The sequence below is a fragment of the Novosphingobium sp. NPDC080210 genome, from assembly GCF_050281025.1.
Lineage (GTDB): Bacteria > Pseudomonadota > Alphaproteobacteria > Sphingomonadales > Sphingomonadaceae > Novosphingobium.
In genome coordinates, this window is the sequence record NZ_JBNNWL010000003.1 from 257,159 (window position 1) to 281,533 (window position 24,375).

The 24,375-nt window shown below is 65.2% G+C and carries 23 protein-coding genes and 1 tRNA gene; 17 read left to right on the forward strand and 7 right to left on the reverse strand.

Annotated elements, in window-relative coordinates:
* Positions 1-50 precede the first annotated feature (50 nt).
* From ACQKOE_RS10210 to ACQKOE_RS10220, 3 genes are all read left to right on the forward strand, one after another.
* Entirely contained in the window at positions 51-188 is a 138-nt protein-coding gene (locus ACQKOE_RS10210; protein ID WP_427512700.1) for a hypothetical protein, read from the forward strand.
* A 20-nt stretch (positions 189-208) separates the two neighbouring features.
* Positions 209-2,116, forward strand: coding sequence for an asparagine synthase-related protein (locus tag ACQKOE_RS10215; protein ID WP_427512701.1), 1,908 nt, complete (start codon positions 209-211; stop codon positions 2,114-2,116).
* A 147-nt stretch (positions 2,117-2,263) separates the two neighbouring features.
* On the forward strand, positions 2,264-2,755 hold the full coding sequence (locus ACQKOE_RS10220) for a DUF2141 domain-containing protein (protein ID WP_427512702.1): 492 nt from the start codon (positions 2,264-2,266) through the stop codon (positions 2,753-2,755).
* 4 nt (positions 2,756-2,759) lie between these two features.
* On the opposite strand, the gene ACQKOE_RS10225 is transcribed toward ACQKOE_RS10220, so the two are convergent.
* The 3 genes from ACQKOE_RS10225 to ACQKOE_RS10235 form a co-directional block, all read right to left on the reverse strand.
* A complete protein-coding gene (locus tag ACQKOE_RS10225) occupies positions 2,760-3,494 on the reverse strand; it encodes an NTP transferase domain-containing protein (RefSeq protein WP_427512703.1) in 735 nt (244 codons plus the stop codon).
* Positions 3,495-3,563: 69 nt separating this feature from the next.
* Positions 3,564-4,664, reverse strand: coding sequence for an inositol-3-phosphate synthase (locus ACQKOE_RS10230; protein ID WP_427512704.1), 1,101 nt, complete (start codon positions 4,662-4,664; stop codon positions 3,564-3,566).
* A gap of 192 nt (positions 4,665-4,856) precedes the next feature.
* Positions 4,857-6,149, reverse strand: coding sequence for a CDP-alcohol phosphatidyltransferase family protein (locus ACQKOE_RS10235; RefSeq protein WP_427512705.1), 1,293 nt, complete (start codon positions 6,147-6,149; stop codon positions 4,857-4,859).
* 258 nt (positions 6,150-6,407) lie between these two features.
* Here ACQKOE_RS10235 and ACQKOE_RS10240 point away from each other — a divergent pair, with 258 nt between their 5' ends.
* Together ACQKOE_RS10240 and ACQKOE_RS10245 are read left to right on the forward strand one after the other, a co-directional pair.
* Positions 6,408-7,361 carry a CDP-alcohol phosphatidyltransferase family protein gene (locus tag ACQKOE_RS10240; protein WP_374591235.1) on the forward strand — a complete coding sequence of 318 codons (954 nt, stop codon included), beginning with the start codon at positions 6,408-6,410 and terminating at the stop codon, positions 7,359-7,361.
* Entirely contained in the window at positions 7,339-8,556 is a 1,218-nt protein-coding gene (locus tag ACQKOE_RS10245; protein WP_427512706.1) for a M20 metallopeptidase family protein, read from the forward strand. Before ACQKOE_RS10240 ends, ACQKOE_RS10245 begins: the two co-directional genes overlap by 23 nt.
* Before the next feature lie 14 nt (positions 8,557-8,570).
* Here the strand turns inward: ACQKOE_RS10245 and ACQKOE_RS10250 are convergent, their stop codons facing one another.
* The 3 genes from ACQKOE_RS10250 to ACQKOE_RS10260 form a co-directional block, all read right to left on the reverse strand.
* Positions 8,571-11,240: a sensor histidine kinase gene (locus ACQKOE_RS10250; protein WP_427512707.1), complete on the reverse strand. Its 2,670-nt coding sequence runs from the start codon at positions 11,238-11,240 to the stop codon at positions 8,571-8,573.
* On the reverse strand, positions 11,237-11,620 hold the full coding sequence (locus ACQKOE_RS10255; RefSeq protein ID WP_427512708.1) for a response regulator: 384 nt from the start codon (positions 11,618-11,620) through the stop codon (positions 11,237-11,239). Before ACQKOE_RS10255 ends, ACQKOE_RS10250 begins: the two co-directional genes overlap by 4 nt.
* Before the next feature lie 173 nt (positions 11,621-11,793).
* A tRNA-Arg gene (locus tag ACQKOE_RS10260) sits at positions 11,794-11,870 on the reverse strand.
* Positions 11,871-11,973: 103 nt separating this feature from the next.
* On the opposite strand from ACQKOE_RS10260, the gene ACQKOE_RS10265 reads away from it, so the two are divergent.
* From ACQKOE_RS10265 to ACQKOE_RS10320, 12 genes are all read left to right on the forward strand, one after another.
* The gene (locus tag ACQKOE_RS10265) at positions 11,974-12,393 is read left to right on the forward strand and encodes a hypothetical protein (protein WP_427512709.1); all 420 of its coding nucleotides are present in this window, start codon (positions 11,974-11,976) and stop codon (positions 12,391-12,393) included.
* Positions 12,394-12,445: 52 nt separating this feature from the next.
* Positions 12,446-12,934 carry an MmcB family DNA repair protein gene (locus tag ACQKOE_RS10270; RefSeq protein WP_427512710.1) on the forward strand — a complete coding sequence of 163 codons (489 nt, stop codon included), beginning with the start codon at positions 12,446-12,448 and terminating at the stop codon, positions 12,932-12,934.
* Between the two features lie 33 nt (positions 12,935-12,967).
* Entirely contained in the window at positions 12,968-14,224 is a 1,257-nt protein-coding gene (locus ACQKOE_RS10275) for an MFS transporter (RefSeq protein WP_427512711.1), read from the forward strand.
* 78 nt (positions 14,225-14,302) lie between these two features.
* Entirely contained in the window at positions 14,303-15,976 is a 1,674-nt protein-coding gene (locus ACQKOE_RS10280; RefSeq protein WP_427512712.1) for a PAS domain-containing protein, read from the forward strand.
* A 121-nt stretch (positions 15,977-16,097) separates the two neighbouring features.
* A complete protein-coding gene (locus ACQKOE_RS10285) occupies positions 16,098-17,015 on the forward strand; it encodes an alpha/beta hydrolase (protein WP_374591212.1) in 918 nt (305 codons plus the stop codon).
* A gap of 11 nt (positions 17,016-17,026) precedes the next feature.
* Entirely contained in the window at positions 17,027-18,391 is a 1,365-nt protein-coding gene (locus ACQKOE_RS10290) for a M48 family metalloprotease (protein WP_374591209.1), read from the forward strand.
* A gap of 10 nt (positions 18,392-18,401) precedes the next feature.
* Positions 18,402-19,142 carry a DsbA family protein gene (locus ACQKOE_RS10295; protein WP_374591206.1) on the forward strand — a complete coding sequence of 247 codons (741 nt, stop codon included), beginning with the start codon at positions 18,402-18,404 and terminating at the stop codon, positions 19,140-19,142.
* 41 nt (positions 19,143-19,183) lie between these two features.
* Positions 19,184-20,341: a sensor histidine kinase gene (locus ACQKOE_RS10300; protein ID WP_427512713.1), complete on the forward strand. Its 1,158-nt coding sequence runs from the start codon at positions 19,184-19,186 to the stop codon at positions 20,339-20,341.
* A gap of 11 nt (positions 20,342-20,352) precedes the next feature.
* Positions 20,353-21,147, forward strand: a complete 795-nt coding sequence (locus tag ACQKOE_RS10305) for a LytR/AlgR family response regulator transcription factor (protein WP_374590890.1) — start codon at positions 20,353-20,355, stop codon at positions 21,145-21,147.
* A gap of 338 nt (positions 21,148-21,485) precedes the next feature.
* On the forward strand, positions 21,486-22,343 hold the full coding sequence (nadC, locus tag ACQKOE_RS10310) for a carboxylating nicotinate-nucleotide diphosphorylase (protein WP_427512714.1): 858 nt from the start codon (positions 21,486-21,488) through the stop codon (positions 22,341-22,343).
* Positions 22,340-23,047: a ribonuclease T2 family protein gene (locus ACQKOE_RS10315; protein ID WP_427512715.1), complete on the forward strand. Its 708-nt coding sequence runs from the start codon at positions 22,340-22,342 to the stop codon at positions 23,045-23,047. Before nadC ends, ACQKOE_RS10315 begins: the two co-directional genes overlap by 4 nt.
* 22 nt (positions 23,048-23,069) lie before the next feature.
* Positions 23,070-23,867 (forward strand): MipA/OmpV family protein, encoded by a 798-nt coding sequence (locus tag ACQKOE_RS10320; protein WP_427512716.1) that lies wholly within the window; start codon positions 23,070-23,072, stop codon positions 23,865-23,867.
* On the opposite strand, the gene ACQKOE_RS10325 is transcribed toward ACQKOE_RS10320, so the two are convergent.
* Positions 23,864-24,319, reverse strand: a complete 456-nt coding sequence (locus ACQKOE_RS10325) for a nucleoside deaminase (protein ID WP_427512717.1) — start codon at positions 24,317-24,319, stop codon at positions 23,864-23,866. The genes ACQKOE_RS10320 and ACQKOE_RS10325 overlap by 4 nt on opposite strands.
* Between the last annotated feature and the right edge of the window lie 56 nt (positions 24,320-24,375).

Here is a 24,375-nt window from a genome sequence, read left to right on the forward strand (position 1 = left end):
AATTAGAATAACTTGTTCCGTTAATGCACCGCGCAAGCAAGGGGCCGCACGTGAACAAGACTTCCCGGACGACTTGGACCAAGCCCGTACTGGTGCCGCTGGGCACGCTGAAAGACGTTGCCTCCGGCCGGGCGATCGGGAACGACACCAACGGCAAGGGTTCCGGGTTCAAGTCCCCGATTTCCTGACAGCCTGAAGGCCGGGTCCGATGCTGGCCTTTTTCCGCCGCTGGGGACCATCGGCGCTGGATGGCGCCCGCATGGCGGCTTCGCTGGGGCTGACGGAACCCGGCAGACTGATCCAATCCCATCGCGATGGCGCCAGCTACGCCTTGTTCCCCGGCCTGTGGGGCGCGCCGCTCAAATCACCGGTTCCAGCCATCCTGCCCGGCGGCGACAAGGTGCTGTTCACCGGCTGGTTCGACAATCTGCACGAAATCGCCACCCGGCTGGGCGTGCCGCCGCAGGATGCGGCCTTGGTCTATGGTCACGCGGTCAGGCGCTGGGGGGACGAGGCCGACCTGCACGTTGTCGGCTGCTATTGCGCGGTCATCGACAGTCCGGATTCGGGCGAAGTCCGGCTGTCGCGCAGTGCCTTGACCGCCCCCCCGCTGCACTATCACCGGTCCGCCCGGGGAATTGCCGCCGCCAGCACGCCCCGCGCCCTGATCGCGCTGGGCCTGCCTGCCCGGCTCAACGAAGAACGGTTGGCCATGCAGGTCCACGCCGCCGCCTTCGACGCGCCTGGCGGATGGTATGACGGTATCCAGGCACTGCAACCCGGCGTTGTCGTCACGGCGACCCGCGACGGTGAGCGCAGGGCCAAGCCCTATGATCCCACCGCTTTGCCGGAACTGCGGCTCCCGCGCGATGAGGACTATGTCGAAGCGGCGGAGTCCCTGCTGGCCGAGGGAATCGCGCGAACCGCGGCCGGTTTCAACCGCCCGGGCACCCTGCTGAGCGGCGGGCTGGATTCGACGATTGTCGCCAGCCACCTGCTGGACCGGCTGCCGCCTGATCAGACCCTGCTCGCCTTCACCTGGGTCCACGAGGCTGGAAGCCAGGTCGCCGATAGCCCGTCCCATTTCGCCGATGAACGATCACGCGTGGAATCCTTCGCCGCGATGCACCCCCGGGTGGTGCCGCACTTCATCGACAATGCCGGACGCGGATTCGAGGATGGATTGCAAGACCTGTTCCTGCTCGCCGGAACCACGGCCACGGCGATCGGACTGCTTTACCCCTATCAAGGCGCCTTCGCGGCGGCCCGCAGCCGGGGGTGCGACATCATCATCGGGGCAGGCTACGGCAACTTGACCTTCTCGGCCGAGGGGCGGCGTGCCTACACGGACTTTTTCCGCCCGGGCAAGCTGCGCCAGCTGTGGCAGGCTCTGGCTGCGCGACCGGGAGACCAGCGGGCGATGTGGCGGCGTTTTCTTTCCCTCACCCTGCTGCGCCAGATGCCCGATCCGGTGTGGCAGGCGGTCAGCCGCTGGCGGGGAGTGACCGTCCCGGACCCGCACCGCATTGCCGGTGCGCTCAGTCCGGATTGGCCCGGCAAGGCGAAGCTTGAGGCAGCTGCGCGGCGCGCCGACCCGGCCATGGCGCGGCCGTTCTATCGCTCCCGCCGCGAAGAGGTGGCGGCCATGGCGAGCGACATGGATGCCGACGGGTTCGACCTGATGCAAGCGCTGCAGCAACGCCACGCCATCGCTTACCGCGACGTGACGCGCTATCGCCCGTTCCTGGAATTCTGCTGGCGGCTGCCGGTCGATCAGATGATGCGCGATGGCCAGGGCCGTTTCCTCGCGCGGCGGATGGGCAAGGGGCGCCTGCCGGAATCCCTTCGCACCGAAACCCGTTATGGCTTGCAGCATGGCGACTGGCACGTGCGGATCGGCCGGCGGCGCGAGGCTCTGCTCGCGGAGCTGCGCACCTTGCATGGCGATCCGCAAGTCAGGCGCATGGTCGACACCGCGCGCCTGATCCAGATGCTCGAAGAATTTCCCGCCGACGACCAGGTCGAACGCGAAGTGGTCCTGCAATACCAGATCGCCTTGCCCAACGGTCTGGCAGCAGCCCGGCTGATCCGATATGTGAGCGGGACAAACTGCTGATCCCGGTTAATCATGCCCAGCACGCAACCTTCCCCTTGGGGAGGAATGCGACGGACTGAAGCCCGGAATCCGATTCTGCCCTTGCGAAGGGGGCCGCAATTGCCACATTAGGCCCGTATCTGCCTTAGGGGGGCAAAGGAGTTTCCCATGAGATCCGCAGCTGGTTTGCGCCTGACGGCCCTGGCCGCCGCGTCGCTTGCGCTTGGCGCCGGGGCGCCGCTGCAGGCTGATTCCGGTGCGCCGGGCGGCTGCACCGGGCCGGAAAGTCCCCATTGGGTCAATGTCGCGGTCGAAGGGCTGCGCAATTCCAACGGGGTGGTCACTCTGACGCTCTACCCTGACGATCCCGCGCGCTTCCTGAAGCCCAGGGGCTCGCTTTACGTAACCAAGGTCAACGCCCGCGCGGGTCTGGCCCATGCCTGCATTCACGTGCCGGCTCCGGGGGCCTATGGGCTGGCGCTGTACCACGACGAGAATGCGAACGGGAAGATCGACCGCAACGGCCTCGGCATTCCGAAGGAAGGCTTCGGCTTTTCCAACAACCCGCGCATTTTCCTGAGCGCGCCGGGCTTTGCCAAGGTTCGGTTCATTGCGCCGAGCGGGGGGTCCAGCACCCGCATCAGGATGAAATACCCCTGACCGCTCAGCCGTAGATTTCCGGCAACTGGGCCGGGGCCTGCGCCTCCGCCAGTTCATGGGCCCGCGGATCGTCCACATCGAGCCACCAGGCGGTGCCAATGTCCATCGTGGCGGCACGGCCCGCGTCGGCCAGCTTCTGCATCCCTTCCGACAGGCTGCCCGCCTTGCCTTCGTCAATCGCCGCGCGGATCGCACGCGCCAGTTCCGGCGTGGCGAGAAAAGCCCCGCAATCGACCGCGTCGTATTCAGGAATGGACTTGCCGATGGCGCGGATGAACTGGCGCTCGTCCAGCTTTACCCAGGTCGCGTCGTCCGGGTCGATCAGGGGATCGTCGCAGCGATAGTCCACGGCCAGGGTCACGCCCCGGTCCGCTCCACCCTGCTGCGCCAGTCGCGAGAGGATCGTGCCGGAAAAGATATGGTCGCTCATCATCAGCAGGTAATCGCCGGGAATCACGCTGGCCCCGGCCAGGACCGACCAGCCGTTCGGCTTTGACCAGTCCTCGACCCGCTGGGCCACGACCGGAATGCCAGCGCGCTCGGCCAAAGCGGGCAATGCCGCCTCCAGCCGTTCCGCTTCGTGACCGGTGACCACGACGACGCGTTCCACCCCTGCAGCTTTCGCCTGCCGCACGCCCAGTTCCAGCAGCGGAATGCCGGCAATCGGCGTCATCGGCTTGGAATCGGAAATATCGCGCAGGCGGCTGCCGAAACCGGCGGCAATGATCAGGGCGTCCATGGTGCAATCCTCAAATGGAAACGGCGCCAGTTGCCCGGCGCCGCTCCATGTTCGTCTTTCCGTCCGCGCTTATTCAGCGGCGAGCGGAGCGTCCGAGACGTATTCGTCAACCATCTGGGCAGCCAGATCGTCGTTGAACTGCTGCGGCGGATGCTTGCAGAAGTAGGCCGACGGACCGATCAGGGCCCCGCCTTCACCGCGGTCCAGCGCAACCTTGGCGCAGCGGATCGCGTCCATGACGCAAGCGGCCGAGTTCGGGCTGTCTTCCACCGAGAGGCGGAGTTCCAGTTCCATCGGCACGTTGCCCCACTGCAGGCCTTCGAGGCGCAGGAAGCACAGCTTGTTGTCCTTCTGCCACGGCACATAGTCCGACGGGCCGACGTGGATGTTTTCGTCTTCGAGACGCTGGGCCAGCATCGCCTGGACGGCTTCGGTCTTCGATTCCTTCTTCGAACCGAGACGCTGACGGTCCAGCATGTTCATGAAGTCAGTGTTGCCGCCGGTGTTGAGCTGGTAGGTCCGCTCAACCGTGACGCCGCGGGCGGCGAAGAGGCTGGACAGGACGCGGTGGACGATGGTGGCGCCAACCTGGGCCTTGATGTCGTCACCGACGATCGGCAGGTTCTTTTCACGGAAGCGCGCTTCCCATTCGGGGCGCGAGGCGATGAACACCGGCATGCAGTTGACCACGGCCACGCCAGCTTCCAGCGCGCATTCCATGTAGAATTCGGTGGCCTGCTGCGAACCCACGGGCAGGAAGTTGATCAGGACTTCGGCGCCCGAATCCTTGATCGCCTGGACGATGCGGTCCTTGTCGGCTTCGGGTTCGTCAGCAACGATGAAGCCCTTTTCGCCCACGGTGGTCATGTGCGGGGCAACGCCGTCCGACACCTTGCCCATGATGACCTTGCCGCCAGTGGCCGGCACGCTGGGCATGAACACCTTGGTGTTGTTCGGAGCAGCGAAGATCGCTTCGGAAATGTCCTTGCCAACCTTGCGCGCATCGACGTCGATGCCGAGCACGAAGTCAACGTCGCCCGCGCCGTATCCGCCGATCTTGTCGTGGATCAGACCTTGCGAGGAGTTGTTCTGGCGATAGTAGGCAACGCCCTGAACGAGGGAGCTTGCGCAGTTGCCGACGCCGATCATGGCGACCTTGATGGGCTTCATTCTGATTTCGTCCTTACTCGAGCGACATTATCGGGGCCGCGAAAGGCCCGTCTTTGAAAAAATCACGCGCCAAAAGCAAGCCAATTGGCGCGCGTCAAGCCGAATGCTTGCCTCACCGTGGCATTAAGACAAGCTCCATAACCCCTTCCTGAACGGCGCGGGCCGCCGGAATTGATCCAAAACGGCGCATTATCAAGGCGCGCCCAGGCTCCCGGCGGGTGGCAGCGCCGCACGGGGGCCAGGCGATGCTTCTCCACCGGATTCTTGTTCTCCATGATCCTCGAACACCTTTTCGTAGGCCGTGGCATCGAGATTTCGGGCAATTGCAGCCGAGTGCACCCGACCATATTCGGCCAGGCGGACGAAAAAGCGCCACAGCATGATGAAGAAATTGACCGCCGCGTAGACTGCAATTGCGATCAGACCGGCGTGCCAAGCGTCGAACCAGGCAAAGGGCAGCAAGGACCAGAAGAAAGTGTTGCGGCGCCCCGAAACCAGGCGATAATTTCGCTCGAACCGCCCCGCATCGTCCAGCTGCGCGCCGGTCATGCGGCGGTAGAATTCGCCCAGCAGCGCTTCGGCCAGGGCAGTGCAGACGATCAGCGCCGCGAGCGCCCAGGCGGTTCCCGTGCCCAGCGCCGCTGCCAGCCCCGCAAACCAGGCATATTCGACGATCTTGTCGCCGACGTGCTCCAGATCGCCCCATGGGGAGAATTCCATCCTGCTGCGCGCCAGCTTTCCGTCGATTCCGTCGATCGGGCCGACGGCCAGAGCAATCAGCAGACCCGTCCACAGCGCACCCGTCGCAAAACACCAGGCCGCGTAAAGGCCGAGCAGGAAGGCGAGGACGGAAATCATGTTTGGCGTGACGGCCGTCGGCCACAGCAGCCGGACAGCGGCATTTTCTATCGGCGGATGAACAAACCGCGCGGGCCAATCGAGGCAGCCCTTTTGCGCAGCGGCCAGAAGCGCGCTGGCGGCTTTTCTGGCCGATGCCGCATCCTCTGGTCGTTGCCACAGCAGCGGAACGCGGCGGCGCCGTTCAGGCGAGTAGGTGTCGACGCCGGAAAGATCGACTGGCTCGGCCTCGCGCCTGATCTGCGCCCAGTCCGGCGCTGCGAGGCCCGCCGGAAGCCAGGCGAGTCCGCCGGGTGTTCCATCCGGACCCACGGCCATGGCCGGGCCACGCGACCAGGACCGGGATTGTACCTCGGCAAGGAAGGCGGCGAGCAGGCGTTCGTCGGCAATCAGGCCGGCTTCGATCAACAAGACCGGACCGCGGCGTGGGTTCTCCCCCTCGTGCACGCTTTCCGCGCCCAGCCGCAGCAACTGCCGCCGCTGCCGCTGGGCGATGGTGATGCCGGCAACTCTTCCCGCGAACGGCGCGGGCAAGGTCTGATCGGGAAGAATGAGCGCGCGAAAGGCCGTGGGTCCGGGATTGGGTACGGATTCGCGCCGCGCAGTTTGCGGATCGTGCAAGGCCATGTCCTACCTGTTGCAACCATGGTCAACCGGGTGGAGCGCTGCGCCGCTTCCCTGACGGAATAGATCTTTTACTTATGAACTTCTACTGAAGCTGCAAGGTTTCTCGGTCCGCCCCGACAGGAAGGCCGCCGGACCCGAAAGCCGGTTCGCGTGGCAAAACGGTCAAAATGCTAGTGCTGCGATTCTGTCGGGCTATAAGCAGCCGTTCAGGCGGGTATCCCCATGACCCGCTTTTGTATCGGGAGCGCACAGAGGGTCATGGATCCAGTTCCGGCCGAAGGGCCAACGCAGTTCAATTCGCCCGCACCGCCGCGCATGAAGCGGCCCATGCGCCCGCGCGAATTGCAGGACCCGCTCAACTATTACCTGTACCACCCACTGGCGTGGCAATTCGCCCGCCTGCTGGCGCCGACTCCAGTCACGCCGAACATGGTTTCAGTGCTGGGAGCCGGCTTCGTCGTGGCTGCGGGGCTGGTCTATACCAATTTCACCGGCCCGGTGATGGCAGCAGTGGGCATGGCCCTGCACATGACCTGGCACGTGGTCGACGGCGCGGACGGCGATCTCGCCCGGCTGACCGGCCGCTCCAGCCCGATTGGCGAAATGGTCGACGGGCTGTGCGACTATCTGAGCCACATCGCGGTCTACCTGATGCTGGCGGCCATGCTGGCAGCGGGCACCGGGCTGTTCAGCGGCTGGCTGGCCTGGGTGCTGGTGGTCGGCGCCGGGATCAGCCACGCGCTTCAGGCCAACCATGTCGAAGTGCAGCGGCGGCAATACCAGTGGTGGGTCTATGGCACGCCCTGGCTGCGCAACAGCCATGCCAAGGAAGGCTCCGCCACCTCGCAAAGCTGGGCGGGCAAGCTGGTTTCCAGTTACATCGCCGTCGCCAGCGGCATGACTCCCGAAGCGCTGCGGATCGATGCCGCGGTCGATCAGGCGCAGGGCGACAAGACCCGGCTGGCGGCTATCGCCGATGCGGTCCGCGCCGAAGCGCCGCCGCTGCTGCTGCTGTGCAAGGTGCTGGGCCCCAATCCCCGCGCCATCGTGCTGGGCCTGTCGATGATTGCCGGCAGCCCGGTGTGGTACATGCTGTACCAGTCGGTCGTCCTCAACCTGCTGCTGGTCCATTCGGTGCGCGCCCACAACGCGGCCGCGCGCCGGATCGCCGCCAAGATCGGAGCAAGCGATGCTGCACGAAAAGCTGCTTGACGAAGCCCGCGCGCTGGAAGGCGAAATCGTCGCCCTGCGCCGCGCCATCCATGCCGAGCCGGAGCTGGGCCTGCACACGCCCAAAACCCGCGACAAGGTCCGTGCAGCCCTTGCCAACCTGCCGCTGGAATGGAGCGAGGGTCCTTCGACCACCGGCGTCGTCGCCACGCTGAAGGGCGGCGCAGGCGATGGTCCCTGCGTACTGCTGCGCGGAGACATGGACGCCCTGCCCATGCCCGAGGAAACCGGGCTGGACTATGCCTCCACCGTTCCCGGCACGATGCACGCCTGCGGCCACGACACCCATACGGCGATGCTGGCGGGAGCGGTCCGCCTGCTCTGCGCGCGCCGCGACAGCCTGAAGGGCGAAGTGCGCTTCATGTTCCAGCCTGGCGAGGAAGGTTTCCACGGCGCGAAGTTCATGCTGGAGGACGGCCTGCTGGGCGGCGAAGGTACAGACAACAAACTGCCCGACGCCGCCTTTGCCCTGCACGTCATGCCCAATGCCCAGCACGGGGTTGTGGCAGGCCGCGCCGGGGCGCTGATGGCCTCAGCCGACCAATTCGACATTACCGTTACCGGCCGCGGCGGCCATGCCGCCATGCCGCACAGCGCGCTGGACCCGGTGCCGATCGCCTGCGAGATCGTGACCGCACTGCAAGCCCTGGTCGCGCGGCAGTTCGACGCGCACGATCCGGTGATTGCCACGGTGGCCCGGATCGAGGCCGGTACGGCGCACAACATCATCGCCGACTTTGCCACGCTGCGCGGCACGCTGCGCACGCTTTCATCGCGCCACCGGGACAAGCTGCACGCCGCGCTGACCCGGCTGGCCGAAGGGATTGCGGCGGCTCACGGCGCGGAAGCGCGCGTCACGATCACGCCCGGTTTCCCGGTCACCCTGTGCGATCCCCGCGCGGTCGACCTGGGCGAAGCGGTTTCGCATGATCTGTTCGGTCCCGGTGCCTTCCGCCGACTCGACCAGCCGATCATGGGCGCGGAAGATTTTTCCTACGTGCTGGAAAAGGTGCCCGGCGCCATGTTCTTCCTGGGCGTGGCGCACGAAGGGGCCGACTGGCGTTCCTGTCCGGCGATCCATTCCCCGCGCATGACGGTGGACGAAACCGCCCTGCCCAAGGGTGCGGCGCTGCTCGCCGGTTGCGCCGTGCGCTTCCTGGAGCAGGGCTGGGCCTGAGAAGCCGGACCGTTTCAGGCAGGCTTGAGGCGGATGACGAAGCGCGCGCCGTCGCCATTGTTGGCGGCAGTAATGTCGCCGCCCAGGTCGCGGATGATTTCGTAACTGATCGAAAGGCCCAGCCCCATCCCCTCGCGCGGCGGCTTGGTGGTAAAGAACGGCTCGAACAGTTTCTTCGCCGCCTCGGGCGAAAAGCCCGTGCCATTGTCGTCAAAGGTCAGGACGATCTGGTTCCGCTCCGTCCGTGTGGCGAGCGTGATCCGTCCCTGATGCTCTGGTTCCTGATCTGCGCGCGAACGGATCGCGTGCTCTGAATTGAGGAACAGGTTCAGCAGAACCTGCTCCAGCAAGTTGGGCCGGGCCTGGACCAGCAGCGCGGGATCGACCCCTTCGGCGTCGATGGCGATTCCATTGTTCGACAGCTGCGGGCGGACCATGGTCAGGACTGCGTCCACGACTTCGGTCAGCCGGACCGGTTGGGGCGGCTCGCTTGAGGTCCGGCCGAACACGCGCATCTGCTGGATGATCGCTGCGGCGCGATCGACGTGGGACAGAACCTGATCGAATTTCTGCGCAAACCGGTCACGGTCCAGCATGTTCCGGGCAGTGCGCTCTTTCAGGTTGGATACCGCAATCTGGATGAAGTTCAGCGGCTGGTTCAATTCATGCGCAATGCCTGCCACCATTTGCCCCAGACCGGCCATCTTGTCCGCCTGGACCAGTTGTTCGGCCGCCGCCTTGCGATCGGTCACGTCGATCATCAGGCCGACCGTCTCGGCCCGCTTGAAATAGGGATCGGATGCCATGGCAATGGTATCGTAGATCCAGACCCAGTGCCCCTTGCGGTGGCGGATGCGGTATTCCAGTTCGAAAGCGTCCGTTTCCTTCAAGTCAGCAAGGGCAGCTTCATAGCGCGCGCGGTCATCCGGGTGGATCTTGCGCAGCAGCCAGCCCACGGTCCGCGCCTCGACGGTCCGATAGCCCAGCAGCTTCTCCACGCTGTCGCTGATGTACAAAAGCCGGCCCGCCGCGCTTCCGGAACGGCCCACGGCATAGACGACCACGGGCGCGTGGGTCGAAATGCTGAGCAGGCGGCGCTGATAGTCGATCAGGGCACTGCGTTCTCGCGAAACCTCCGTATCGGTCATTGCCAGGTTGACCGTGATGTCGTTCAGTTCGCTGATGACCAGGCTATCGACCCGTTCGGGCCTGGCCCCGGTCAGCGTCACGTCTGCCGCCGCCCGCGCAATCCGCCGCAGCGACAGTTCCAGACGCCGGGCCAGACCGGCACTCAGCAACATCATTGCGATGACCAGCCCGAACAGGGTCAGGAACATCACCGATTGTCCCTTGCGCGCCTGCAAGACGCCGGGCTCCAGCGGGGTAGCGACCAGGATCTGCCAGTCCAGCAGGCCAGGCGCGGGCATGGCGCGCATCAGCAGCGCCTTGCGCAAATCGCTCATCAGCGAATCGCCATAGGTCCGCGGCCCGATAACGGAGGCCTGGCGGTCAGCGGCGCGCAGGGCTTCTGTATCGATCGGCCGTTCCAGGGGCAGGGCAGCTTCGCCTTTGCTGGCCACCCGGTATGGGCGATGGTCCGGGCCAACCAGATAGAGATCGAGGTCCGAAGGTTGTTCGGACCGGCCCAGGATCCGTTTCAACGCGTCCGTCCGCAAGGCTGCCACGGCCCAGCGGCCCGGCGCCGTCTCGGTCCGGACCACCATGAGGAGGTGAGCCCGGCCCGCACGATCCGCCTGGGCCAGCAGCCTGGCCCCAGGCTGGGAGGGGGGCGCGGTCTTGCCAGCAAGGAGCAGTCCGGTTGCTTCACGCTGCCCGGGGCGCGTGAAAGTCCGGACATTGCCGCCGTCCGAAACAACCGCAAGCGCATCGAAGTCGCGGTAGAGGTGGTCCAGGGTCTGCCGGTCCGGGCCCTCCGGCTGGCCATGCTCATGCACCAGCGTCTCGATCTCGGCCTCACGCGCCTGCCGCCAGCTGTCAAGCTGCGCTCCGGCCACGAAAATGCGGTCTTCCAGCCTGGTCGCCACGGTCTCGCGCGCGGCAGCTTCGCGATTGGGCGCATCGATCGACAGGTAGATGACGGTCGGCACCAGGATGGTCAGCATGGTGAACATCTGGAACGTGGCCTCGATCGAAACGGTCGGCCAGCGCAACCGCCTGCGCCGGATCGCCAGGATCAGGAAGCCCAGGTAGAGCGCCTCGCCCAAGGCCACGTTGAGCACGCCATTGACCGCCTGCTTGCCAATGACCAGCAGCAGGGACGTACGGTCCATGCCCATGATCCAGCCATAGGTCAGGGCCAATAGCGGCGTGCCGAGGAACACCCAGAACAGGACGCTGGCCCGGACCGGAGCGGTGCGCCGCACGGAATAGGCCAGTACCGCCGCTTCGGCTGTCCAGATCAACCAGGCCCACGGATGCCCCCACAGCATGACGCTGCGAAAGCTGGCAATCGCCCCTGCCAGGACGATCCGCCGCGGGCTGACCGTGCGCAGGAAGGCAAAGATCAGCGCATTGCCGAAGATGAAGTGCAGGCCCCAGCCCAGTTGCACTTCCAGAAAGTTGAGCGCCAACGCCGGACCGCCAAGCAAGGCGGCAAAGGCCAGGTCGCGCAAGACCAGACCGGATCGCTCGGCCAGACCGCGCGCTTCGCTTGCCGCCATCATACGCGTTCCGAAAGGGCCTCCGACACCGCCGCGATCAAGCGCTGACGGTCAACCGGCTTGAGCAGGACAGGTCCGCCCACTTCGGCAGGATCATGATTGACGGTGGCGTCTCCGGTGATCACGATGAAGCGCAGCTTGCGGTCGGGCAGCGCAGTGCGCAGCTTGCGGATCAATCCCGCGCCATCCAGCCGCGCCATGCGCAGATCGGTAATGACCAGCTGGATTTCAGGCCGTTCGCAGACAATGCGAAACGCCTGTTCGGGGTCAGCCGAGACCAGCGCGCCATAGCCTTCAAGCTCCAGCATCTCCTGGTATTCGGGAAGAATGTCCTCCTCATCATCGACAAGGATGGCAGTGATCCCACCCATCTTGTGCTCCATGTTCGATGCGAGCCCGCCTGCAAAAGAAACGGCCTGGAACCCCGTCCGGCCTGGCCCATCGCACTTCTACCGGGCGCGGTTTAATCCCTCTCGCCCCTGTTTTGGTCAAGTAAGGGATAACACCTAATATAGGTAGGAACCCCACGGTGCTGACACAGCGGAATGGGAAAGACTGGCGCACCCGACAGGATTCGAACCTGTGGCCTCTGCCTTCGGAGGGCAGCGCTCTATCCAGCTGAGCTACGGGTGCGTGATGGGCGCGGTTAGCAGTGTGGGGGGAAATGCGCCAGTGCCTTTTCGCTTTCACAACACAGGTTAGCTTTTTGGCAAGGGGTGGTTCCTAGACCCGGGGCATGAACATGCACACCCGCCTCGATTCGCCCATGCCCGGCGCTGGCGATATGCAGCTGGTTCCGGCTCACGCTCCGGTGGAGCGGAGCAATTGCGGCACGCTCGCGCTCAAGTGGGCTGCCTTGCAGGAAGCAGCGGAGGCAGTCCGGCTCCTGTCGGGCCATTCCGCTATGCAGCCGCACCCGGAATCGCGCGATCTGGCCGATACCATGCTCCACGCCGATCTGTGGCGGCAGGAAGTGGTTCGCGAGGCAATCGAGGATCTCTCAGCAGTGATGGAGGCGGGCCTTGTCGCCTTGCTGGCGATCCACGAACGCGGCGGGAACCCTGCTGCAGCGGCTCTTGCCCTCAGCGAGGAATTCCACGCTGCCGAAGCCGCCGTTCTGGCCCTGGTTCCCATCAGCCTGAGAGCCTCTGCCTGAGCGAACTGTTGCGCAGGCTTGCGAAGTTCACAGTTTGTTCCTAGGCTGGGCCATGCCTTCGCCCGCTCCGATTCCCGTCGATACAGAACTGAAGGCAGCCCAGGCCGTTGCGCGCGGAATCTGCCGCCTGTTCGCGCGGAACGACATCTGGTGCCTTTCGGAAATGCCGCTGCGGTCGAACCGCCGCGCCGACCTGATGGGGATCGATGCCAAGGGCCACCTGGTCATTGTCGAAATCAAGGTCAGCCGTGCCGACCTGCTGGGCGATGGCAAGTGGACCGACTATCTGGACCATTGCGACCGGTTCTATTGGGGCCTGGCCCCGCACCTCGACCGCGCCTGCATGGAAGAACCCGGCTTTTTGCCGCAGCGCTGCGGCCTGATCGTGGCTGATGGCTATGACGCCGAAATCCTGCGTCCCGCCGCCACGGTTCCGCTGGCCGCCGCGCGGCGCAAGGCAGAGACGGAGCGGCTGGCCCGCGCGGCGCTGCGCCGCCAGCTGGCCCTGATCGATCCCAACTTGTCCGCCTGGAGCGATTGACCTTGGCCGCTTCGCGCGCCTAACCCCTGTCCAGTGACTGAAGCGCAATCCCGATCCACTGGCCTTACTGCACCGGGGAGCACCTTTGCGCCGTTCCGCTTTCCCGCCTTCCGCGCGATCTGGACCGCAAACCTGGCATCGAACATCGGTTCGATGATCCAGTCGGTCGGCGCCGCCTGGCTGATGACCGACCTGACCCGGTCGCACCAGCTGATCGCGCTGGTTCAGGCTTCGACCACCCTGCCCGTCATGCTGCTCGCCCTGTTTGCCGGAGCCATTGCCGACAATCATGACCGGCGGCTGGTGATGCTCGCCGCGCAGGTCTGCATGCTGATCGCTTCGGGACTGCTGGCCGCGCTGACCTGGGCCGGGATGATCGGCCCGCTTTCGCTGCTGGCGCTGACCCTCACTGTCGGCGCGGGAACGGCGCTCAACGGTCCCGCCTGGCAAGCATCGGTGCGCTTGCAGGTCGGTCCGGAAGACTTGCCGCAAGCGATCTCGATCAACACCATCGCCTTTAACCTGGCGCGCAGCGTCGGCCCTGCCATCGGCGGCCTGCTGATCTCGCTCGCCGGTCCGGCAACCGCCTTCGCGCTCAATTCGCTGTCCTACATCGCACTGATCGTGGTGCTGCTGCGCTGGCGACCGGAAATGCCCGCGCGCGAGCGACAGCCGATGCTGGCCTCAATCGCGACCGGAGTGAAGTTCTGCGCCGGGTCCAGTCCGGTGCGGCGCGTCCTGGGCCGGGGTTTCGCCTTCGGCTTTGCGGCCGTTGCCTTCCTGGCGCTGGTGCCGGTCCTTGTGCGCGAGCAGATGCGCGGGAGCGAGGTCGATTTCGGCCTGCTGTTGGGCGCCTATGGACTGGGCTCGATCATCACCGCGCTGTGGGTTGCGCCCGCGCGCCGCCGCTGGGGCAACGAGCGCCTGCTGGCCGTGGCCCAGACCGCCTTTGCCCTGGCCATGCTGCCCATTGCTTCGGCAACCACGCTGCCCGCGGCTCTCCTCTGCGCCATGATTGCGGGGGGCGGCTGGGTTTCCACCCTCTCGACGCTCAACGTGGCGATGCAACTGCGCTCTCCCGAAGCAATCCTGGGCCGGTGCCTGGCGATCTATCAAGCCGTCACCTTTGGCGGCATGGCGGTCGGGGCCTATGCGATGGGTCTGCTGTCAGACTATGTCGGGGTGGCCGGATCGCTGCGCATGGCCGCAATCCTGCTGCTGATTCTGGTTCCCTTGCTGCGCTGGCTGGCGCCGATGCCGGCCCGCGACGAGGGCAGGGTGATCGCCTAGGCAGCTACCCGATTGGCTTAACGCAAAATTTACCACGCCGCGCGCACATTGCCCCGACAGGACTTGGTGGGGCACCACATGGACACGTATCGCGGCAATTATCTGGACATCGACCTGGGCGACGATTGGCCCGAGGTCGAGTTCGGCGAAGAGGAGGCTCTGCGCGAACCTCCCCCCAGCCCGGTGGGGCAGGATGAACGGCGCATGCAGGTGCGGGCCTACAACCATTGGGCCAGCCTGCTGGGCGACCGGAGCTTTCCCTCGATCGAAGACCTCGATCGCGATGCCTTGCCCGATTTCGGCCCCTACAGCGTCATGCTGGATTTCACCAAGGGGATCGAAAACCCCGCCATCCGCTTCCTCGGGTCAAAGCTGGCAGAGGAATGCGGCATCCAGGGGCGAATCGAAACGCTCGAAGAGGTTCCGGCCCGTTCGCTGCTGTCGCGGATTACCGACCACTACATGCAGATCCTGGCCAACCAGGCGCCCATCGGCTTCGAAGCGGAGTTCGTGAACCAGAACGCGCGCACGATCCTTTATCGCGGTATCCTGCTGCCGTTCTCGTCGGACGATGAGAACATCGACTACATCTGCGGCGTCATCAACTGGAAGGAGCTGGCCGACCAGGCCACGACCGACGAGCTGATGCTGGAAATCGACCAGGCCCTGGACGAAGGCCGCCTGCTTGAGGCGCGTCGCAGCAGCCCAATCACCGATTGGGCCGATGGACCTGCCGACCCGGGCGGTCTGGCCGAACCCGATGAGGCAAACGAAGAGCCGGAAGACATCCTGGACCTGGCCATGGCTGAAGAGCTGCTGGACGAGGTCGAAGCACCCGAAAAGCCGGTGGCCTTGCCCCAGGCGGCGACGGAACCGGAGCCTGAACCGCGGCCCGTACTATCCCGACCAAGGCAATTGTTCGCCAGCCCTGTGGACCTGGACGATGACGGTGCCGAGGACGAGGATGAAGGCAACGGCTACCAGCCGATCATTCCTCTCGACCTGCGTTCCATTGTGCGGATCCAGGGCGACCTCTTGCCGCTGCGGCTGCGCAATGCCGAAGAGCAGGACGCGGAACCTGCCGCTCCGGACCATGTCGAGGAAGCTGCCGAACGGTCCATCGAGCTTGCCCCCGTGGCAGAGGCCGACATGGGCCTGGGCGACTGGCTCGCCTCGGCCCGCGAACTGGCCGAAGCCGCGCGCGGCAGCGAAGACCGTACCCGCAGCGCGCTCTATGAAGCCATTGGCAAGGCCTATGACTTCTCGCTGGCTGCTGCCGAGGCTCCGGAAGAATTTGCGGAACTGGTCGCCGAATCCGGCCTGACCGTGCAGGACCGCGCGCCGCTGACCCCAGTGGTGAAGCTGGTCTTCGGCGCGGACTACGACAAGACCCGCCTGACCGAATATGCCACGGCACTGAGCCATGCGCAGCGCCTGGGCCTCGGCCGGGGTACGCTCGCCAGCTATCTGTCCTCGGCCCCGGGCGGTCTGAAGGGCGTGGTCAGCGAAGAGCGCCGCCTCAAGCGCGAGGAAAGCGGCAAGGCCCAGGAACTGCGCGATTGTCCGCGCGAGGCCCTGGCGAAGAAACTGAGGCTGCTGGACCATGCCCCGCTCGATGCCGTGGCGGCAGAAGGCGCGGAATTCACCCTGCTTGTTGCGCGGCGTTTGCCCAGCGGCGAAGTGGTGCTGCTGGGTGAAGTGGCGGACGATATTCCGCTGCTGGAAAAGGCCGCCAAAAAGCTCATCGGCTGACAACAAGTCCTTGTCCAATCAGCCGTAGGGGCGCGCCATGTCGGGGGGCATGGCGCGCCTTTGCTTTGCCCGCTAGAGTGCGGCCATGATTGTCTCCACGGGTCGAAGGCGGCTGCAGAGAATGGGCTGGATTGCACTTGCCGTGGTGGCCGCATTGGCCACCGCGCTGTTCGGGGCGTGGCGCTATGCCCATGCCACCAATTCGGTCGCCTTGCTGGACCTGGCCGACCGCGTGCTGGCGGGAAGCGCCGGAAGCCACGTGGCGGTGAAGGATGCCCGGTTCGGCGCCGATCCGGCACAGCGTCTTGACGTCATCGCGCCCGACGCGCCGGGTCCGCACCCGGTCCTGGTGTTCATCCACGGTGGCGGCTGGCATTCCGGCGTGCCCGGCGAATACGGCTTCATCGGCCGGCACTTTGCCCGCGCCGGATACCTGGTCGTCCTGCCGGGCTACCGACTGGGTCAGGCGGGGCGCTATCCGCACATGTTGCAGGATGGCGCAGCGGCACTGGCCTGGGTCTGGGCCAATGCGGCCCGATTGGGCGGCGATCCGCAGCGCGTTTTCGTCATGGGCCATTCCGCCGGAGCCTATAATGCCGTCATGCTGGCGCTGGAGCCGCGCTGGCTGGCCGAAGCGGGCGTTCCGCAGGGATTCATCAAGGGTGTGGTCGGCCTGTCCGGTCCCTATGACTTCTATCCGTTCACTTCGGATTCCGCGCGCGATGCCTTTGGCCATGTTGCCGATCCCCGGACGACCCAGCCCGTCAATCACGTCAGCGACGAGGCCCCGCCCATGCTGCTTGTGACCGGCAACGCGGACGAGACGGTGAAGATGCGCAATTCGGTCGCGCTTGCAGGCAAGCTGTCAGCGGCGGGGCAACCGACCGCGCCAGTCGTCCTGCCCGGCGTGGACCATGCCGGACCCGTGCTGAAACTGGCCGCTCCCTTCAACCGCGACCGCAGCGTGATCGATCCCGTCTTGGCCTTCCTGGCGAAACACGGCGGAGCTTCAGCCACGGTTCAGGCGGCAAGCCGTTAGGAATGCAGCCAATGCGCGCCCTGCAAAGCCTTTTCGCCCGCTGCCTCGCTCTTGTCCTGGCCGTGACGCTCAGCGTCCAGCCGGCCCTGGCCCAGTCAATCCTGCGCGATGCGGAAACCGAAAGCCTGCTGCACGAAATGGCGACGCCGCTGATCCGTGCGGCCGGGCTTGACCCGCGCAATGTCTCGGTCGTGCTGGTCGGCGACATGTCGATCAACGCCTTCGTCGCGGGCGGGCAGGCGGTCTACATCAACGCCGGCCTGATCAACGAAGCCGGTTCCGCGCTGGAAGTGCAGGGCGTGATCGCGCACGAGCTGGGCCACGTCACCGGCGGCCACGTCATCAACGAAGGCGGCGCGCGCGAGGCGCAGGGAATTTCCATCCTCTCGCTGCTGCTCGGCGGGATCGCCGCAGCGGCCGGGTCGGGCGATGCCGCCATGGGTGTGATCATGGCCGGGCAGCAGGCCGCGCTGGGCAAGTACCTGGCCTTCAGCCGCGGGCAGGAAGCCAGTGCCGACGCTGCCGGGGCGAAGTACCTTTCGGCGGCGGGCCTTTCCGGGCGCGGTTCGCTGCAATTCTTCAAGCGGCTGGCCAATCTGGAAATGCGCTATGGCTTTACCCGCACTCCGGATTCCGAATTCTATCGCACCCACCCGATGACGATGGACCGCATTACCACCTTGCAGGACACCTATGAAAAGGATCCGGCGTGGAATGCCCCGGCGGACCCGCAGATCGAGGCGCGGTTCCAGCGGGTGAAGGCCAAGCTGCTGGGCTATCTGTCCGAACCGAAGCGCACCTTGCAGGTCTATCCCGAAATGATGAGCGACGTTCCGGCGCGCTATGCGCGGACCTATGCCTTTCACAAGGATGCCCGGCTGGACAAGGCGCTGGCCGAGGCGGACGCGCTGCTCGCCAAGGCGCCGAACGACCCCTATTTCCTGGAGCTGAAAGGCCAGATCCTGCTTGAATCCGGCAAGCCGGCCCAGGCCCTGCCGGCGCTGCGCAAGGCGACGGACCTGTCCGGCCACAACCCGCTGATCGCCACGACCTTTGGCCATGCCCTGATCGCCACGGAAGACCCTGCGCAACTGGTCGAGGCGGAAAAAGTGCTGCGCGCCGCCGTCTCGCTGGACCGGGAGAATCCCTTTGCCTGGTATCAGCTCGGCGTGATCTACGGATCCAAGGGCGACATCCCCCGCGCCCAGCTGGCCAGCGCCGAACAGCAGACCTTGCAGCGCAATTTCCCGCAGGCCCTGCGCAGCGCGGAATCGGCGCAGGCGGGGCTGGCCAAGGGATCGCCCGACTGGATCAGGGCCGGGGATATCGCCATGCAATCGCGCGCGGCAATTGAACAGGGCAAGAAAGCCCGTTAGCCAGCGGCTTATGGCCAATTCCACCGCGCGTCCCGCCCTGCCCCTGATCGTTTCCGGCATCGCCCTTGCCTTGGCCGGAGGGCTGGCCGGCTTTACCCTGGGCCGCACCGGCGCTGGCGGAATGGACAGGACCGCGATTGAAACCGTGGTCCACAACTACATCCTTGAGCACCCCGAGATCCTGCCCCAGGCCATGGAGAACCTGCGCAAGAAGGAAACCGGGCAGCAACTTTCCAGCGTGGGCGAAAAGGTGACCAAGCCCTTCCCCGGCGCGGTCATGGGAAATCCGAACGGCACGGTGGTGCTGGTGGAATTCACCGACTTCGCCTGCGGCTATTGCCGCCAGAGCGTGGCCGACGTCGACGCCCTGATTGCCGAGAACCCGGACCTGAAAGTCGTGATCCGCGAATTGCCGATCATTGCGCCGACCAGTGCGGATGCCGCCCGCTGGGGCCTCGCCGCGGCGCAACAGGGCAAGTATCCAGCCTTCCACAAGGCGATGTTCGCCGCCGGGCGGACCGACGCCGCCTCCATCGAAATGGCCGCCCGCGCCGCCGGTCTGGACCTGGACCGCGCCCGCGCTTTCATCAAGAACCCCAGCGTTCAGGCGGAGCTTGCCTCCAATCTCGAACTCGCGCGGCAACTTGGCATCGACGGCACCCCCAGCTGGATCGCGGGGGGAGAGCTGCTGTCCGGCGCCGTGGGCAAGGAAACGCTGGGCAGGGCCCTGGCCGCCGCACGCAAAAAGTAATTCCCCTCTTCGCACTGCGGAAATTCTGCTAAAGGCGGGCCATGGCCGTACTGCCGTTCAGACCGATCCCGTTCTTCGCCAACAAGAACCGCGCGTTCTGGCGTCTCCAGGCCGCAGGGTGGAGCGGCGCCATGTTGCTGCGCGCGGCCTCGGGCCTCGCCAACGGGCAGCCGGCATCCTACCTGGTGCTGGTCCTGATCTCGACCATTACCGGCCTGTCGCTGACCCTGATCCTGTCGGTGATCTACCGCCAGCTGATCAATCGCCGCCCGCTGATCACCTGGGGCGTGACGGCACTGGTCCTGCCCATGGCGACCGCGCTTTACGCCTTCGTCGATACCTGGGTGAACAGCCTCTACATGGGCACCGGCAGCGGTTTCGCCCAACGCTATATCAGCGTGTTCTATTTCGACGCGACGCTGATGCTGGCCTGGTCGGCGCTGTACTACATGATCAATTTCTTCCTCCAGATCGAGGAACAGAACGACCAGTTGCTGCAACTGGAAAACCAGGCGACCCAAGCCCAGCTGGCCATGCTGCGCTATCAGCTGAACCCGCACTTCCTGTTCAACACGCTCAATTCGATCTCGACGCTGGTCCTGCTCAAGCAGACCGAACCGGCCAATGCGATGCTCAGCCGCCTGTCCTCGTTCCTGCGCTATACCCTGGTCAATGAACCAACTGGCCGCGTAACCGTTGCGCAGGAAGTGGACACGCTGAAACTCTACCTCGAAATCGAACGGATGCGGTTTGAAGAGCGGCTGCGCACGCGCTTCCAGATCGAACCCGATACCGAAGCCGCGCTGCTGCCTTCGCTGCTGCTGCAACCGCTGGTCGAAAACGCGATCAAATATGCGGTCAGCCCGCAGGAACTTGGCGCGGAAATTACCATTGCCGCGCAACTCGTCGGCCCAAACCTTCGCATCACCGTCTCCGACACCGGCCCAGGGTTGCAATCCGGGGGTACGAACAACAGGTTGACCGGCGTGACATTCGACGGCGGCGAACAGGTTTCCACCGGTGTGGGCCTCGCGAACATTCGCGATCGGCTTGCGCAGGCTTATGGTGCAGACCATCGCTTTGAGACGATGGAACCTCCCGAGGGTGGGTTCGCCGTGCTGATCGAAATCCCCTTCGAACGCCGCGAACCTGCAGTGCCTGCCGCCGCGGCTGACAAACGCCCGGCGCTGGCCGGCTAGAGGTTTATTCCATGACCATCCGCACCATCATTGTCGACGACGAGAAACTGGCGATCCAGGGCCTGCAACTGCGCCTGGAAAAGTTCCCCGATGTCGAAGTGATCGACACCTGCTCCAACGGGCGCGAGGCGATCCGCAAGATCAAGACGGAAAAGCCCGACCTGGTCTTCCTTGACATCCAGATGCCGGGGTTTGACGGGTTCTCTGTGGTCAAGGGCATCATGGAGATCGAGCCGCCGCTGATCGTCTTTGTCACCGCGTACCAGGAACACGCCGTCCGCGCCTTTGAAGCGAATGCGGTCAACTACCTGATGAAGCCGGTGGACGAGGACAAGCTGGCCGACACGATGGAGCGGGTGCGCCAGCGCATTGCCGAAAAGCAGGCCGCGGAAGAAGCGGAAAAGCTCAAGACCGTGCTGGCCGAAGTCGCGCCCGATGCGATGGAAGCCATGCCGGAAGAACCGGAACACGCGGCGCGTTACGAAAAGCTCATCAACATCAAGGACCGCGGCCAGATCTTCCGCGTCGATGTCGATTCGATCGAGCGGATCGAAGCCGCTGGCGATTACATGTGCATCTACACCGCCGACAACAGCCTGATCCTGCGCGAAACGATGAAGGACCTGGAACGACGCCTCGATCCGCGCGTGTTCCAGCGTGTCCACCGCAGCTGGATCGTCAATCTCAACCAGGTTCGCCAGGTCAAGCCGCACACCAACGGCGAATGCTTCCTGGTGCTGGAAAGCGGCGCCGACGTGAAGGTTTCGCGCAGCTACCGCGATGTGGTGGCGCGCTTCGTGCACTGATTTTGGTCCACACGAAGACACGAAGACACGAAGATCGTCACGCGGGCCGCAGGCCCCTTTATAAATCCAGACGTCGCCGCAAACGCACCGTTGCTAAAACCATGACGCAGCGTTTGACGCGACCTCTTCGCGTCTTCGTGTGAGACCAATTCAATCACGCAAAGCCGCAAAGGCGCGAAGATGTGGCGTTCCAGCGCAGCGGCACCTTGCGCAGCGGACTGTTAAGGCGCTTCGCGCAATTGGCGCGCAAGCTAACGCAAAGCGCAACCTCTTCGCGCCTTTGCGGCTTTGCGTGATCCAATACTTGCGCAAGTCGGCAAATCTGGCGAAATGCCCGGATGACCTTCACCCTCCCCGGCTTCGACCTGCCCGCATTCATCCGCTCCACACTTGACGAAGACCTGGGCGTTGGCCTGCCGGGCGGCGGGCATGACGTGACGAGCGAGAGCGTCATTCCCGCAGAAGCGCAGTTCAGCGGCGTGATGAACACCCGCGACGCGATCACGGTCGCCGGCCTGCCGATTGCCGCCGAATTCTTCCGCACGCTCGACCCCGAAATGGCCATCGAAGTACTGGTCGAAGAAGGCGCTCAGGTGCCCGCCGGGACGAAGCTGATGACGCTGTCCGGCAATGCCCGCGCGATGCTGACGGCAGAGCGGTCCGCGCTGAACACGGTGCAGCACCTGTCCGGCATTGCGACCATGACGCGGACCTATATCGAGGCGATGCAGGGCAAGGCGACCCTGCTCGATACGCGCAAGACCATTCCCGGCCTGCGCCAGCTGGAAAAGTACGCGACCCGAATGGGCGGGGCCAAAAACCACCGCATGGGCCTGTGGGACGCTGCCATGATCAAGGACAACCACGTCCTCGTCGCGGGCAGCATTACCGAGGCGGTGCGCCGCGCGCGCGATGCCGGGGTCAAGGACGTGATCTGCGAAGTGGACCGGCTGGACCAGATCGAACCGGCCATTGCCGCCGGGTCGAGCCATATCCTGCTCGACAATATGGGGCCAGACATGCTGGCTGAGGCGGTTACCCTGATCGCAGGCCGCGCGCCGAGCGAGGCATCGGGCGGAGTCCGGCTGGACACCATCGCTGCCATCGCGGCGACGGGCGTTACCTACGTCTCGGTCGGGCGCCTGACGCAAAGCGCACCAGCGGCGGACATCGGACTGGATTTCACCCCGCTATGATCCGCAAGGCGCTGCTGATCGCGGCACTGGCACTACCCCTCCCCGCCTTCGCCCAGGCCTACCAATGCCGCACGCCGCAGCGGATCGACATGCCACAGCCGCCCCGCCCCGACGGGCCGCGCCGCGACACCCCGATCACCGGCTATACCCTGGCGATCAGCTGGTCGCCTGAATTCTGCCGTGGCGGCAAAGCGGCAAGAGACCCGGCGAATTACCAGTGCAATGGCGCTATCGGGCGGTTCGGCTTTGTCCTCCACGGACTGTGGCCGGAAAGCACCCCGGGCAAGTACCCGCAGTGGTGCAGCCTCACGCCCCGCCCGACCGAGGCCGAGCTGAAAGCCAACATGTGCATGACTCCGGTGCCCTGGTTGCTGGAGCACGAATGGGCCAAGCACGGCAGCTGCATGGCCAAGACACCGGCAGCCTATTTTCAGAAATCGCAGGCCATGTGGCGGGCCGTGCGCTTGCCCGATGCCGACCGCCTCTCCCGCCAGCAGGGACTGACTGCGGGCGACCTGCGCCGTGCATTCGTGGCGCTCAATCCGCGCTTTCCGGTTGGCTCGGTCGGCATTCGCACGGGAAACGGCGGCTGGCTGCGCGAGGTCCAGCTTTGCTATGATCGCAAATTCGTGCCAACCCCTTGCGACAAGGCCAAGTTCGGGCCCAAAAACGATGTCCCCCTGAACATCTGGCGGGGACTCTAACTATCGGGAACGAGGACAAGCGATGATCCGTTTTGACCAGATGATTCGCAAGTGCCTCCTCTCGCTCACGCTTCTGCTGACCATGCTGCCGCTGCCGGCAGCCGCGCAGGATCAGGAAAGCAGTGGCCGCAACGTCATGATCGGAACCGGGGTGCAATGGGTGCCGGTCTATCCCGGCGCGGATGCTAACCGCATTACCTTCCTGCCCCTGGTCGATACCTGGCGCGTCGGTGAACCGATGACGCCAGAATCGCCGGATGAAGCCTTTGGCTTTGCCGTGCTGGGCGAACGCAACAAAGGCATTGCGGTGGGACCGGCACTGACCTTTGCGCCGGGCCGCAAGGCGAAGGACCTGCCTGGCCTGCCTGAAGTCGGTTTCGGCATGGAGGCGGGCCTCTTCGCCGATGCCTGGCCGCTCAAGTCGCTGCGCCTGCGTGCGGAACTGCGCCAAGGCCTGGGCGCGCACAAGGCGCTGACCGGCGATCTGGCCGGTGACTACGTCTGGCGGCAGGGCAAGGAAGGTGCGATCCTGACTGTCGGCCCGCGCCTGCGCTGGGGCAGCGTCAAGTACAACCGCGCCTATTACGGCGTACCGGCTGGCGGAGCGGGGGGCTTCACCGCCTATGAGCCGGGTTCGGGCGTCTATGCCGTGGGCGCTACGGCGGGTCTGCGCTTGCCCCTGAACCGGACCTTCGGCCTCTACACCTATGTAGGATACGACCGGCTGGTCGGCGATGCGAAGGATTCGCCCATCGTCCAGGCGGGCAAGCCGGACCAGTTCTCCGCCGGCATGGCCCTGACCTACCGCTTCAGGCTTTAACGCCGCGCGCGGAAGAATGCGCGGAGCATTTCGCCCGCCTCATCCTCACCCATGCCGGAATAGACCTGCGGCTTGTGCAGGCTCTGCTCGTGTTCGAACACCCGCGCACCGTGTTCCACCGCGCCGCCCTTGGGATCGGGAGCGGCGTAGTAGAGCCGCCCGATTCGCGCATGGGCAATCGCCCCGGCGCACATCGCACAGGGCTCCAGCGTGACCCACAGGTCGCAGCCATCGAGCCGTTCGCTGCCCAGAATCGCCGCGGCCTCACGAATCGCCAGCACTTCGGCATGGGCGGTGGGATCGTGCAGGCCACGCGGAGCATTGTGCGCGGCGGCAATCACCGCGCCATCCTTGACGATGACAGCCCCGATGGGCACTTCGCCCGCCGATTCGCCGGCCCGCGCCTGATCCAGCGCCAGTTGCATCGGTTCGGGCAGGGGCCAGCGGCTCATTTCTGCGGAATTGGCCGCAATGCCTTGACCGTGCAAGGGGGAATCGGTAAGGGCCG